The organism is Microbulbifer sp. MI-G, from assembly GCF_030440425.1.
Lineage (GTDB): Bacteria > Pseudomonadota > Gammaproteobacteria > Pseudomonadales > Cellvibrionaceae > Microbulbifer > Microbulbifer spongiae.
This window is the reverse complement of the sequence record NZ_CP098023.1, coordinates 1,986,872-2,000,866: the sequence shown is the minus strand read 5'-3', so window position 1 is coordinate 2,000,866 and position 13,995 is coordinate 1,986,872. Positions and strand designations below refer to the sequence as shown.

The following is a 13,995-nucleotide window of genomic DNA, read 5'->3' as shown; positions in this document are numbered from 1 at the left end:
TAATTTTAGCGCCAAAAGCGTTATTTGAGATTCGGGTTTACTTCGTCGGACAGCGACACTGGCGTGTGCCCGATCTCGCCCTCACCCATTCTGGCTTCCTGCAGCATCTTACCCTGCCGATAGTCGGGGTCGATCAAATGGCCTGCAATTTTCACAGGGATTTCCCTGGGAATAAACTGCTCCCGTGGACGCGCCACATCCTGCTCATTGTAATTACACACGCCGGTAGGAAAAATTCGTCGCAAGTCTTCAACGCGCCCGGCAATTTCCTCAGTATGCGAACCGTATATGCCTTTTGCCAACGCGCGCTCTATGGGTTGCAAGGCACACTTAAAAACGTCATCTGTCACTGGCGCTCCAGCCACTTGGCGCGCAGTGCTGTAAATTGGATACATCCTGGTGCATTTTCCCGAGGACCGGCGATTCCAGTCCCCATCCCAAACTTCGGGGCCCGCTGCCAGCACATTGCCCTCGCGGTCAAAACAGCGATCACTGGCCTCTGCAGGGCGATTGCCCACCACGCCCGCTGTAGGGTCTCTGATAATATTCCCCATCCAGCGATCAATCACATCGAGTGCTTCATCCAGGGGATAATACTCTTTGTGGCTTATCCAGATCAGTTGGTTGTCGGCATGGCCACGAGCGCGGCGAATACGCTCACGCGCAGTAAAGGAAGCGGAGCTGTGGTGCATATCGGGCTCTTTATCCAAGTAGTGGCGCAAATCAATAATCGGGATTTCTACATCACCCAGAAATACATGGCCGGAGCGGTAAATTCCTTTGATGGCCTCCAGACTGGCCCGACTCCGCCTCGCAGGGCTTTCGAGACTTCCCATATTCAAGTTCTGCTCACTCCAGACAGAAAGGCGAACAGGGAGTAGACTGCCATTTAAAAACCAAAGATACTCTTCGGTCTGATTCTCCTGAGACTTCCATCCACCAACCGACGCATTGAGTTTCAGGAAGGTATCAATACTAATATCTCCATTTACAAGGGCCTTCAATCCGTATTGCACACCTTCATTGTCCCAAGTGGTGTTGGCATATCCATTGGTACCGGAGCCGTAGAAGTTGCGCAGGTTCTCCCAGTGTGTCCAGTGGACCTTACTCACCAAGTCCTCAGAAAAACTTTTGAAAAAGTGCACAAAATTGGGATTATTGACCAGCGGCACCAGACCGCGCCAACCCTCCACACATTCCGTAGTACCGCGCGCACGGCTTCTATAGCGACTATCAAACAACCCCGCCGCCATACTCATCAAATCAAAGCGGCTGTTCGCTTTAGAATTGGCCGAAAGCCCCTGGATAATCGAGCGCTCTTCGGCGTTGCGCCAACGGGTATTGGCGGCATCGAGGACATCGAAGAAATATTCCAAAGGCTCACAGTCGAACGCGTAAATAGTCTGGGTAACCATATCGGGGTACGAATAGAGCGGAATCGCTGCATCCAAAAGGCCGGGAGCATTTTGTGCAAACAAATATTGCTGAATGGCCCCACCCGAGCCACCGATACCCACCGTGTACATGGGCTCACCGTAGAGAGCTTCGAACTGTTTCTTGAGCCGTCGTGCGGCATCCTCCGCCAACCATATATTGTAATGATTTCTGGTTTGATTTGCAGTCGAATAGATAATGGCGTATCCCCGTGCCAGCTGGTCCACGCGCCGGGTGGTGATATCCCCCTTACTGATATTTCCCTGGCGCCATCCAATACCAACACCCCCGCGGAACTGGTAGATCAAGCGCCGGTTCCAATTGCTGCTGTTGGGTACCTGCGCAACTTCCCCCTCTCCCTTCAATACCGCGATAGCATAGAAATGCCGGTTAATGGTTCCTGTTTCAACCCGCACAATAAAATCCACCTGCCGGCCATTAACGGTCACTTTCTGCACATCGTTACGGGCTTCATGCAGACTGTAAAACTGGCCATCCCTTGTACTGCGGTAGAAATAGGTGACCTCAGTGGCATGACTGCAATCACGGCTGTACCCAATGACCTCTTTTGTCTTTTGCCCGTCACCATCCAGGGCAAACACAGGGACTCCCTCTCCCGCCTGATTATCCACCAGCGGTTGTCTGCCGGTAATCGCATTCCAGCCGCAGAAAAAAGGATACCTTGAGGCGCCCGCAAACAGGGTTTCCACCGGCCCGACTTCGCCAATGGCAATAGGAAAGGGAAAGTATTCCGGCGGGCGCACCATCATCCTCGGGTGTGGACCGGCATAGGCCGGCAGGGCGGGATAGTCAAGCGCGCCCCTCGGCACACCCAGCACTGGCGCATTGGCCTTTCCGTGCACCTTTGGCAGCTTCTGATATCCATACCAAGCGCCCAAACCCAGCAATCCTGCCACTACCAGCAGAAAAACAGTGACAAACCAGGCTCCCCTTACCGACATAGACGCCTCCACAACTGGCAACTTCGCTATCTGGTACAGGTTGAGTATATGAAGGGATGGAAAGGACAGCCGCCAGTTGGCGTCTAAATAGACAAAAAGGAGGGCTAAGCGTAGTACATAGCGCAAGGCGGCAACCACACGCCATGGTTTCAGACAATAGGAGGTAGAAGACGACCGATTAGGGTTCCCCTCCCACCCTGACTCAGTAGATCAATCTTTGGGAATAATGCCTCTTTCCTGCAGAGTTGAGAATATCAGCGCCACTTCCTGCTCAAGGGTCATCTCAGCTGTATGCAAGTGCAATTCTGGCGAAGTCGGTACTTCGTAGGGGTCATCAATCCCGGTGAATCCTTTGATCTCTCCTGCACGGGCCTTCTTGTATAGGCCTTTGGGATCGCGGGACTCCGCCTCATCCAAGGGGCAATCAACAAACACCTCTATAAAAGGCAACCCCCCTACCTCGTGCATTTTCCTGACCTTTTCACGGTCCTCCCGGTAAGGGCTGATAAAGCTACTCAATACCACAATGCCAGTATCCGCAAATAACCTGGAAATCTCACCCACACGGCGGATATTCTCCTGGCGATCCGCCGCAGAGAAACCCAGGTTGGCATTGATACCCAGGCGAATATTGTCGCCATCCAGCCGGTAACTCAACACACCACGGGCGGTCAGTGCCCGTTCCAAAGCGACTGCAACTGTGCTCTTACCGGAACCGGACAGGCCTGTGAACCATAGGGTCACTCCCTTGTGGCCGAGAATCTCCGCCCGTTTCTCACGGGTCACATCCCCCTTGTGCCAATGAACATTGGTCGCCTTGCGTTCAACTGTTGTTGTCACCCATCACTCCAGACTTTCAAATTTAATGCCCACCTGCACCCAATGGAATACGGACCGTAATATCCATTGACTCAGGACAACTCTGGCGCTAATTATCCCGTATTGTCTTAAGACAGGTAAAGGCTGGGCTTATAGTTTATTGCACAACTCAAACGCACTGATCGCATAAACTCCATTCAAATCCAAAGCGCCCCTGACTGTATAGTCGGAGCTCGCCAGACCCCATTCTGAGCCGTGCGCCAGCGGAGCGTGGAGGCTTCGAAGCCCTCCTCACCCTCGCCTGACTGTCAGAAAGAGCGGCCAATCATTCGCTCAGCGGCATCCAGGGCGAAATCCCCGTACTCCGCCTCCAGGCGGGCCATTTCCAGTTCAAACTGAAATTGCTGTTTACGGGACAACTGTTTCCATTCCTGCAAAATGGGAATATGCGCGGTTTTCTCTGCAAGGGTATAAAAGGCCACAAATTCATCCCGCACCGCCTGATCCACTTGTAACGCATCCAGAAGCCCACGGATACGTATTGATGCTTCTGTCAAACCGATCCCTTTATCGAGAAGTGCGCGCGCGATGATCTGGATACTCTCGTTGGCCCTCTGGCGCTGGCCGGCCGCCGCCTGTGCCAGTGCAGACAGTTGCTCTGCCTGCTGCTTTTGTGCCACAGACAGTTTGTGCAGAAAGTAACCTGCCAGCACAGAGAGAATAACAACAACCGTGGCTGCCACAATCAGCAGCCAAGTTGGGAATAACGCCATCAAAAATACACCTTCAGTAGCGCCAGTCCAATACTGGCGGTAACCACAGAGAGCAATGTACTGAGTCCAACAATATTGGCGGTAAGCTGGCTGTTGCCGCCCATTGAATGCGCCATGACAAAGGCCGATATGGCACAGGGAGCCCCCGTCATCAACAATAGATAACCCAGATATTCAGGGCGCAGCCCCATCATCCAGCCAATCACAAGTGCAATGGCCGGCGCTGCAACCAGCTTGAGCAGGGAAGCGACAAGCGCCGTGGGTGAGCTGTGCAGCAGCAATCCGAGTTTCATGCTGGCCCCGATACAGATAAGCCCCAAAGGCAAACTGACAGAGGCCAGGTACTGAATGGTATCGCGTAACATAACCGGCAGTTTGACTTCCAGTATCCGGCACAGGATCGCAGCAATTACTCCCAGGATCAGCGGGTTCTTAAAGAGTTCCAACGCCAGCTTTCGCCAACCAAACCTTGTATTTTGGTTGTAAAGCACGAATAAAACGACTGCAATCACGTTAAACTGGATGGTGAGTGCCGCCACCAATGCAGCCGAATGGGAGACCCCGGAAACACCGTAGGCCTTTTCCACCCAGGCCAGGCCGATGATCGCAACATTTCCCCGATAGGCGCCCTGGATAAAGGCACTCCGGTCACCTGGCATTACAGGGCGAGCCAGTAACCAGGCCATTGGGATCATAATAAAAGACCCCAAAATCCCTGCTGTTAACAGCGGGATTTCTTCCATTGGTTTTGCATTGGAAGTGTAAATACTGATAAACAGCAACGCCGGCAAGGTAATGTGAAAAACTAGCCTGGAGGCATCGTCAATAAAGCGCTCACGCACCACACCTCTTATGGACAGCAGGTAACCGGCAATAATCATCAGGAAAATAGGCCCGGTGACCGAGAGCGCAAAGGCAAGGTGTTCCATAGAGGGTTATTCTTTCGCAACGACTGTCGCCGTCTGGGGCAACACCCCCGCCTCCGGCGCATTTGCCCTCTCGCGCAATTCCGGGGCAATCTGCTTGCGGGTTTTGGCTCCCAGCTTGCGCAGGTTGTCGATACGTTTTACCGCATTGCCACGGCCGCTGGCCAAGCGCTTGTAGGTCTGCTGGTAAGCGTCCTCCGCCTGACGCAGGCGATCACCCAGCGCATCCAGAGACTCCAGCACCAAGGCAAACTGGTCGTGCAACCGGCCTGCCTCGTCGGCAATTTTCTCCGCATTCTTGTTCTGCTTTTCATAGCGCCAGATATTTTCCACGGTGCGCAGGGTCGCCATCAGGCTGGTGGGGCTGACCAAGACTATCTGCTTGTCATAGGCAAAGCGGAACAGGTCCGGGGCCGCCTGCATGGCCAGCAGGTATGCTGCCTCTATGGGTAAGAAAATAAATACAAAGTCCAGGGTGCGCACGCCTTCCAACCGCTCATAGGCCTTTTTGTTGAGGCCCGAGATATGATTGCGCAGAGCATTGACATGTTGTTTAAGGGCCTGGGCACGCGCTTCGTCGGTCTGGGCAGCATTGTACCGCTCGTAACCCACCAGGGAGACCTTGGCATCGATAATCAGGTCTTTATTTTCCGGTAAGCGCACAATCACATCGGGCTGGCGCCGGCAGCCGTCACTGGTCAGGCTGACCTGGGTTTCATACTCCCACCCTTTCCTCAGGCCGGACTCTTCCAGAAGCCGCTCCAATACCACCTCGCCCCAGCTGCCCTGGAACTTGCGATCCCCTTTCAGGGCGGCAGTGAGGTCGAGGGTCTTATCGCCGATACGCTGGGTCTGTTCGCGCAGGGCCTTGATCTGCCCCAGCAGGGTATTGCGTTCGGCATTTTCGCGATCGTAGACATGCTCCACGCGCTTGCGAAAATCCCCCAACTGGCGTTCCAGGGGATTGAGGCTTTTGCGCAGGCTGTCTTCACTGCGGCGCATAAAGCTCTGCTGCTTTTCCTCAAAGATACGGTTGGCCAGATTCTCGAACTGTTCACCCAGGGCACGGCGCATCTGCTCCATGACCTGTCGCTGCTCCACCAGGGCCGCTTCGCCCTTTTCAACCAATACCTGGCTGCGGGTCAGCTGCTGCAGTTTATCGGCCAGCTCTGCACGCAGGCCTTCTATCTCACTGTCGAGTTGGGCCTCCCGCTGGCGACAACTGTCCAGGCGGGCCTCGGCCACCTGCAGTGCGGCTTCAGCACGTGAGAGGCTGCGGCGACTGCCGGCACGGGACAGCCAAATTACAATCCCCAATAAAATGAGCAGGACAAGTGCCGCCAGTGCCAAGTGATCGGCATTCAGTTGTAGTGTAAACGCAGCCATAGAGAGACACTCCCAGACCCCGAATGCGGTATCCGTTTGGATGTTCCATGGAAACAGGCCATTCGCGCCTGGCAGGCCCAGATGATCGCCCGGGTGAAATGTCCATTCTAACAGCTTGCCCATCGAAAGTGCCGCGATTGCAGCAAATCAACACAGAACCCGGTTCTTATACAACCCAAAACGCAATTGGAGCTGCCGCGGCGTTTAGCCTCCCACAACGACCGGAACTGCCAACGGCAACAGGAAAGTACGCCCATATTCTGGCGCGACAGGAATTTTTTGGGGGATTTGAGGTATTCTTGGGGAGTGGCCCTGTGATGTTGGAACCCAAAGCAAGCAGATGTACAAGCAAAGCGCCCTCTCCCCCCTCACTCCCAGCGCACTGGTCTTTGACTCCGGCGTGGGTGCCATCAGTATTGCACGGGAGATACGCCGCCTGATGCCTGGGCTGACGTTGCATCTGGGTATTGACAACGGCTTTTATCCCTACGGCAACAAAAGCGAAGAGGAACTGCGCCCCCGTATCGTGGAGCAGGTAAAGGCCATGATGGCCCACTGCGGAGCCGATATCCTGATCGTGGGCTGCAATACCGCCAGCACCCTGGCCCTGCCGCAGTTGCGCAGCACACTGGAGGCACCCGTAGTGGGCGTGGTGCCTGCGGTCAAACCCGCCGCGGGGGCCAGTCGCTCCCGTACCATCGCACTGATCGCCACTGAGGGCACGGTAAACCGCAACTATACCCGCGAACTGATCGCACAGTTCGCCAATGGCAATCGGATCATCAATATAGCGGCGCCTGAACTGGTCCAGTTGGCCGAGAAAAAGCTGCGCGGCGAGGCTGTGTCCGCCGGGGATCTGGAGCCGGTGTTGCAGCGGGTGTTCCGCACCGCCGGTGGCGACCAGGTGGACATCGCGGTGCTCGCCTGCACCCACTTCCCCCTGTTGCGCGACGAGCTGCAGCAATTTGCCCCGCGCTCGATTCAATGGGTGGACTCCGGCGAGGCCATAGCGCGCCGGGTACGCTGGTGGGTTGAGGAACTGCAATTGACCCTGCCAGGTACACCACAACCCAGCCGATTGATTACCAGCGCCGCCGATCACAGCGGAAGCATCGCGCAGGCTTTTCAGGAGTTTGCCCCCCTCAGCGAACCTCTGGCACCAGACTCCTGAACTCACAGCGCCGCCAAATGCCCTTGACAGTGTAAGCACAAACCGCGACCGTTTCCCTTCATAACAGGACCCCACCGGTACCCAAATCCATGCTGAAACCGGCATTTCCCGCCCTTGAGATTTTCGCGCAGCTCCCCCCCGGGGGACTGCTGCTCACCCCCAACAACCGCCTGCGCAATCGCTGCCAGCAGGTCTATGCTGTGCAGCAACCGCCCGGCAGCTGTTGGCTGCCGCCGCCGGTGGAATCCCTGCAAAGTTGGCTGGACAAACTTTGGTTTGAACTGCAGCAATGTCACTGGCGGCCTGCGCTCAAGCGGGTTCTCAACCGCGAACAGCGGCAATTGCTCTGGCACCGCGCTCTGGACCAGTCACTGAAACGGCAACTGCTCAACCGCCAGCAATTGTGTCGGGATGCCGATCGCGCTGTGTCGCAGCTGATACAGTGGCAGCTGGTTACCGACATCCAGACATTCGATAAAGCCATCACTCCGTTGATGGAGCAGTTTGCCCTGTCACTGCAGGAGGAAGAACTGCCTCTGTGCACTATGATCAGGGCCTTTGCCGAAACGCTGCACACGTATGCCGCCATTACCCCGGACCAGCGTGACCAACTGATCCTGCGCGCACTGCGGGAGGGGGTACTGAAACCCCTACCGCAAATCACTATGGCCGGATTTACGCAGATATCGCCGCTGGCCGGGGAGATTATCCGGGCCGCCACCCATAAGGTATACAAGACAGCCGCTGTCCGGCAGTCGAGCCAGCTGCGCGCCGCCGCCTGTGCCGATCGCGAAGAAGAACTGTGCCAGGCCGCGCGCTGGGCTGCGCAAATGCTGGCGCAACACCCGGGGGACAGTATAGGTATCGTAGTGAATAACCTGGGTCAGTGCCGCGCCCGGGTGGAAACGGTTTTTTCGCAGGTATTGGAGCCTCAGTGCCTCGACCCCCAGCAACCGCACTACACCCTGCCCTTTAATTTTTCTGCCGGTGTGCCACTGGCGCAGACCCCCGTTGGCAGTGCGGCCCTGCAGTTGCTGGATCTCCTGCGCGATGAATGGGACTGCGATGCGCTGCGCAATACACTGTTCTGTCCCTTCTGGAGCGGCAGCGGCGAAACCTGGCTGTGCAGTGCGCTGTATCGGCGCCTGCAAAAGCTGCAGCTGCGCCGTATCGATGGCGCTACCCTGCGCTACTGGGCGGAGCACATTGCAGAAACCCTGCACCTGCAGTCCCCCCGACTCCCCGGGCAACTGGCGCTTGTTGCCGAACGCTCCCGCCGCTGGCAGCATGCACCTGCAGAAATCTGGGCGAAGCGTCTGTCCAGTACCCTGGCCGATCTCGGCTGGCCCGGTACCCGCACCCCCAATAGCCAGGAATACCAACAACTGATACTCTGGGAAACCACCCTGGAAAACCTCGCAGCCCTCAACGCCTACGCCGGCGACCTGACCCTGGCACAGGCGTTGCAGCTGCTGCACCAGATCGCCAAACGCACACCGTTTCAGGCGGAGACCCGCGACGGCCCCCTGCAGATTCTGGGCGTGCTGGAAGCCGGTGGCCTCGCCTTCGATCACCTGCGCCTGGTGGGCTTCGGCCAACAGCAGTGGCCGCCGACACCCGCGCCCAACCCCCTGCTGCCAATCCAATGGCAAAAGCACTGGAAAATGCCCCGCTCCAGTGTAGAGCGGGAACTGACTTTGGCGCAGGGAATCACAACCGATCTGCTGAATGCCAGTGGCGATATTGTCGTGAGTTATGCCTGTGAGGAAGACGGCGCGCAACAGGGCTTGAGCAGTTTGTTCGGACATCCCGAGCCGGCGGAGTACTTTGCCGGTGATGCCCTGCAATGCCACTTCAAAACATTGGCCAAGGCTGTGCCATTGGAAAAAATCGACGATGCATGGCTCCCCCCTCTGGCACCAAAAGACTGCCAGCAGGTGCGCGGCGGGGCCTCTGTCCTCAAGGCACAGGCGCTCTGCCCGCTCAACGCGCAATTGCGTTATCGCCTCGGTGCTGGCAGGGATAGCACGCCGGATATCGGCCTGAGCCCGGCCGAGCGGGGTAATATAGTGCACAGGCTGCTGGCGGAGTTCTGGCAGCGATGTGGCACCCTGGCGCAACTGCAGGCCATGGATGAAACGCAGCGCCATGGGCAAATAGCCCATGCCATAGAGCGTGCGCTGGCTGGTGTTCGCCGGAAGTACCACCACCTCCCCGGTGGTTTCTGGGCCCTGGAGGCACAGCGCCTGCAGCGGCTGATGCACCAGTGGCTGGCCACAGAATTGCAGCGCCCCGCTTTCTCCGTGAAGGCCATTGAGTGGGAACAGGCAGTGCAGATTGATGGGCTGCATTTCAACCTGCGCCTGGACCGCCTGGATCAACTGCCCAGCGGAGAGCGGCTGGTGATTGATTACAAGACCGGCACCCCCTCTATTCGCGACTGGCTCACTCCGCGTATTCGCGAACCCCAGCTGCCACTCTATGCACTGATCCAACCCCGCGCCCGTGCTATCACCTTCGGCCAGGTGCGCAGTGGCGATTGTCAATGGCATGGCTGCGGAGCGCTTGAGCAGCCCATAGCAGGGATCAAGGCCGTGGCAGATATTGAGAAGAATACCGCCTTTGGCAACTGGAACAGCCTGGTGGCACACTGGCGCGAAAACCTGAAAACGCTCGCGGGCGAATACCGCAGCGGTGCCGCTGCCCTCACCTTCGATCGGCCCGCGGACAACGCCACGGAGTTCTGGCCCCTCAACCGCTGGCCCGAAAGGGCGCAGAGATACGAATGAACGATACAGCGACCGCTCAGACCCAGAGCCCTATCGATGCCAAAGCTCGCAACCGCGCCTTGGATATCACCGGTAGCTTTGCCGTCTCTGCACCGGCAGGCTCAGGCAAAACCGGCCTGCTCACACAGCGGATACTGAAGCTACTGGCCACCTGCCAGCAGCCCGAAGAGGTACTGGCGATTACCTTTACCCGCAAGGCAGCCGGCGAAATGCGCGCACGCCTGCTCGAAGCGCTGCACTGCGCTCACCACAATCCACGGCCGGCAGGTGCCCACGAAGCCGCCACCTGGGATCTGGCCCGGACACTGCTGGAACGGGATCGCGAACGCAATTGGCAGCTGCTGCAAACACCGCAGCGCCTGCGTATACAGACCATTGATGGTCTGTGCCGAAGTCTCGCCAGCCAGCTCCCCATCGAGAGTGGCTTGGGTGCCCCGGGAGAACCCCTGGAACACACCCGTATCCCCTTCGAACTGGCCGTGGTGAATCTGCTCAAACACCTGGATGGTGATCAACCCGATCGCGACCTGCAACAATTGCTGTTGCATCTGGACAACGATCTGGGCCAACTGAATAAATTGCTGCGCCTCCTGCTGGAGAAACGCGAGCAGTGGCTGGGGCCCCTGCTCAGCGTGCGCCATGAAGATGCCCAGGACTATTTCCACTTTGTCATTGATGAGCTGGTGGCAGAAAGACTCGGAAGCCTCCAGTGCGCACTTGGCTGCTACACGGGCGAATTACTGGAGCTGGCGCGCTATGCCGCCCACAACCTGCAGCGGGACAACCCCGCCCACCCCCTCTGCGACTGTGCAGAACTCACTGCACTGCCCGCTACCACCAGCAGCGGTCTGCACAGCTGGCTGGCGCTGGGTGGGCTGTTGCTCACCGCCAGCGGGGATCTGCGTAAAATCGGTGGTATCAACAGAAAACTCGGCTTCGGCCTGCCGGGCAAGCGCGACCCGACACGCGCGCTGGCGGAAGAATACAAGCAGCGTATGCAGGCATTGCTGACAGAAATGGCAGACAATACGCCCTTGCATGCTGCGCTCAGGGAAATGGGCAAACTGCCTTCCGGGCTGCAACAGCGCCAGTGGCAGCTCTTGCAGGCACTCGCCCGAATACTGCCGAAACTGGTGGCCGAACTGAAACTGGTCTTCCAGCAACTCGGCACCACCGACTATGCGGAAGTGGCCCAGGCCGCCTTGACTGCCCTGGGAAATAGTGAGGCCCCCACAGACCTGGCCCTGAAATTGGACCTTAAGACCAGACATATTCTGGTCGACGAATTTCAGGACACCGCACAAATTCAGTTACAGCTGCTGGAAAAACTCACTGCCGGCTGGGAGCCCGGTGACGGCCGCACATTGTTTATTGTGGGCGACGGCGCACAGTCCTGTTACGGCTTCCGCAATGCCAACGTGGGCATCTTCCTGAATGCCCGCGCACAGGGTATTGGCGAAGTCGCCCTGGAGGCGCTGGACCTGCAGGTAAACTTCCGCTCCGAGGACGCGCTGGTACACTGGGTCAACGAGGTTTTTGCAAAAGCTTTCCCCCAAGCCGACAATATCGGTCGCGGGGCCGTGCGCTACCGCGTGTCCCGGGCATTCAAGGGTACCGAGTGGACTGGTCCTGCAGTGAATGTCTACGGCTGTATCGATGATCGGGCCCGCACCAGCGAGGCAGTACACACTGCCGAGCTGGTTCAGCGCCTGCAGGGCCGCGACCCGCAGGGACGCATTGCCATTTTGGTGCGTAGGAAAAGTCACCTGCAGCAGATTTTGCCGGCCCTGAGTGCCGCCGGAATCCCTTTCCAGGCGCCCGAACTGGCGCCGCTGGCCAGTAAAATGGTGATACTGGATCTGCTCAGCCTCACCCGCGCCCTGCTCGACCCCAGCGACCGCACCAGTTGGCTCGCGGTGCTGCGCGCACCCTGGTGCGGGCTGCAGCTGCCGGATTTGTTTACTCTGGCCAACTGGGGTAACGGCGATATCGCGGCCACCGATAGCAGCGCACGCCCCCTGTTGCTGGCCCTGGGAGAGGCAGACCAGATCCCCCTGCTCAGTGAAGAGGGGCGAGCGCGCCTGGCCCAGGTTGCTCGGAAGCTGTTGCAGGCCTGGGAGCAGCGCAGCCGCAAACCCCTGCGCAACTGGATTGAAGGTCTCTGGCTGGCCCTGGGCGGCCCCGCCTCCGTGGCACATAAAAGGGACTTGGACAATGTGCAGGATTTCCTGCAGTTGCTGGAGCGCTTTGACAGCGGCGGTACCATTTCCGACTGGCTGCAGTTCACCCACGCCCTGGATACGCTGTATGCACGCCCGGCCCGGGATGCCCGCCTACAGGTGATGACCATCCACAAATCCAAGGGGCTGGAGTTCGAGCATGTGTTGATACCCGGTCTCGACCGGTGCGACAGGCCCGGTAGCGGCCAGCTGCTGCGCTGGACCGAGTGGCTCAGCCACAGCGGGGAAAGTCGTTTCCTGCTGGCTCCGAACAATGCCCGCGGCGACACTGATCCACTCTACGAGTACCTCAAGTACGACAATAGTGAACGCGAACGCCTGGAGGGCACACGCCTGCTCTACGTTGGTTGTACCCGCGCCATCCGTTCCCTGCACCTGTTTGCCTGCGTCAGTCGCGATGAAAAGAAAGGGACCTTGCAGGCGCCGGGAGGCGACGCACTGCTCGCCAGTATCTGGCCCTCGGTGATACAAAACCGGGAGAGCCGCTGGTGCCACTGGCTGGAAACCCAGCCCGCCCCGGAATCCGAAAGCCCTATCAACCAAAATCACAATTACCTGCTGCGCATGCCCGCCCGGTGGCAACCTCAACCGATACCGCAACAGCACTGGCTGGCGCAGTACCGTATGCGCGATTACCAGCCGGGGGAGCACGGGGAGGATAATATTCCGCAATTGGGCCAGGTTGCCCAGCGCTGGCTGCGCCACGCCGGTACCGTGGCCCACGAAACCCTGGCCACCATTGCACAGACAGATATCGCCCGGTGGAACGAGGCACGCCTCGTGCAGCAACGTACACTCTGGCGACTGCGTTTGTCTCAACTGGGCCTGTGCGGCAGTAACCTGGACCTTGCTGCCGAAAAAGTAGAAGTGGCCGTGCGCAATAGCCTGAACTGCCCTACCGGGCGCTGGCTGCTCGATAGCACATCGGTGCAGGAGGCGGCCAGTGAACTGGAACTCCACAGCGGCGGACGGCACCTGCGCCGCGCATTCGTGGACCGCACATTTATCGATGCCCATGGTGTACGCTGGATTGTGGACTACAAGACCGCCGAGCCCGGTACCGGGGAGGATCGCGCGGCATTTATTGCCGCCCAGTTGGAGCACTACCGCCCCCAGTTGGAAACCTATCGAACACTGTTCTATGCCCGTGGCGAGCGCAATATTCGCTGTGCCCTCTACTTCCCCCTGCTGCCACAACTGGCCGAACTGGGCTGACTGCGATGCGGGTGTGCGAGCCAGCCAGAGAGGTCTCACAACTTCCCGGCTCCCCCCGGGTGGTGGCAGTTCACCGCTGTGCTTATAGATTTATCCGCCACCTCTCCCCGCCTGTTCCATCCCCTTGCACGGCATCACTGCCAAACCCCGGTAAAGTGCCAGACTGTTACAGGGGGAATGCCGTCTTATTTTCCGATAGCCCACCCGGTATTTGGTTGCAAATGAAACCCTCGCCCCAGCTTTCGCAGCACAGTAGGATAAGGGATCGGCGCGCGTATTT

At 58.1% G+C, this 13,995-nt stretch carries 8 protein-coding genes; 3 read left to right on the top strand and 5 right to left on the bottom strand.

What is annotated here, in order from left to right; all coding sequences use genetic code 11:
• Nucleotides 1-20: 20 nt before the first annotated feature.
• The 5 genes from M8T91_RS08480 to M8T91_RS08460 form a co-directional block, all read right to left on the bottom strand.
• Nucleotides 21-2,396, bottom strand: a complete 2,376-nt coding sequence (locus M8T91_RS08480; RefSeq protein WP_301418718.1) for a DUF6351 family protein — start codon at nucleotides 2,394-2,396, stop codon at nucleotides 21-23.
• A gap of 210 nt (nucleotides 2,397-2,606) precedes the next feature.
• Nucleotides 2,607-3,236, bottom strand: a complete 630-nt coding sequence (cysC, locus tag M8T91_RS08475) for an adenylyl-sulfate kinase (protein WP_301418716.1) — start codon at nucleotides 3,234-3,236, stop codon at nucleotides 2,607-2,609.
• 287 nt (nucleotides 3,237-3,523) lie between these two features.
• Nucleotides 3,524-3,988 carry a DUF2489 domain-containing protein gene (locus M8T91_RS08470; RefSeq protein WP_301418714.1) on the bottom strand — a complete coding sequence of 155 codons (465 nt, stop codon included), beginning with the start codon at nucleotides 3,986-3,988 and terminating at the stop codon, nucleotides 3,524-3,526.
• Complete coding sequence (locus M8T91_RS08465) at nucleotides 3,988-4,917, bottom strand: AEC family transporter (protein ID WP_301418712.1); 930 nt, start codon at nucleotides 4,915-4,917, stop codon at nucleotides 3,988-3,990. The genes M8T91_RS08470 and M8T91_RS08465 overlap by 1 nt, the downstream gene beginning before the upstream one ends.
• A 6-nt stretch (nucleotides 4,918-4,923) precedes the next feature.
• Nucleotides 4,924-6,423, bottom strand: a complete 1,500-nt coding sequence (locus M8T91_RS08460; protein WP_301418710.1) for a DNA recombination protein RmuC — start codon at nucleotides 6,421-6,423, stop codon at nucleotides 4,924-4,926.
• 217 nt (nucleotides 6,424-6,640) lie between these two features.
• On the opposite strand from M8T91_RS08460, the gene murI reads away from it, so the two are divergent.
• The 3 genes from murI (at nucleotide 6,641) to M8T91_RS08445 (ending at nucleotide 13,715) form a co-directional block, all read left to right on the top strand.
• Nucleotides 6,641-7,471 (top strand): glutamate racemase, encoded by an 831-nt coding sequence (gene murI / locus M8T91_RS08455; RefSeq protein ID WP_301418708.1) that lies wholly within the window; start codon nucleotides 6,641-6,643, stop codon nucleotides 7,469-7,471.
• Between the two features lie 89 nt (nucleotides 7,472-7,560).
• Complete coding sequence (locus M8T91_RS08450) at nucleotides 7,561-10,260, top strand: PD-(D/E)XK nuclease family protein (RefSeq protein ID WP_301418706.1); 2,700 nt, start codon at nucleotides 7,561-7,563, stop codon at nucleotides 10,258-10,260.
• The gene (locus M8T91_RS08445; protein ID WP_301418704.1) at nucleotides 10,257-13,715 is read left to right on the top strand and encodes a UvrD-helicase domain-containing protein; all 3,459 of its coding nucleotides are present in this window, start codon (nucleotides 10,257-10,259) and stop codon (nucleotides 13,713-13,715) included. The genes M8T91_RS08450 and M8T91_RS08445 overlap by 4 nt, the downstream gene beginning before the upstream one ends.
• Nucleotides 13,716-13,995: the final 280 nt, after the last annotated feature.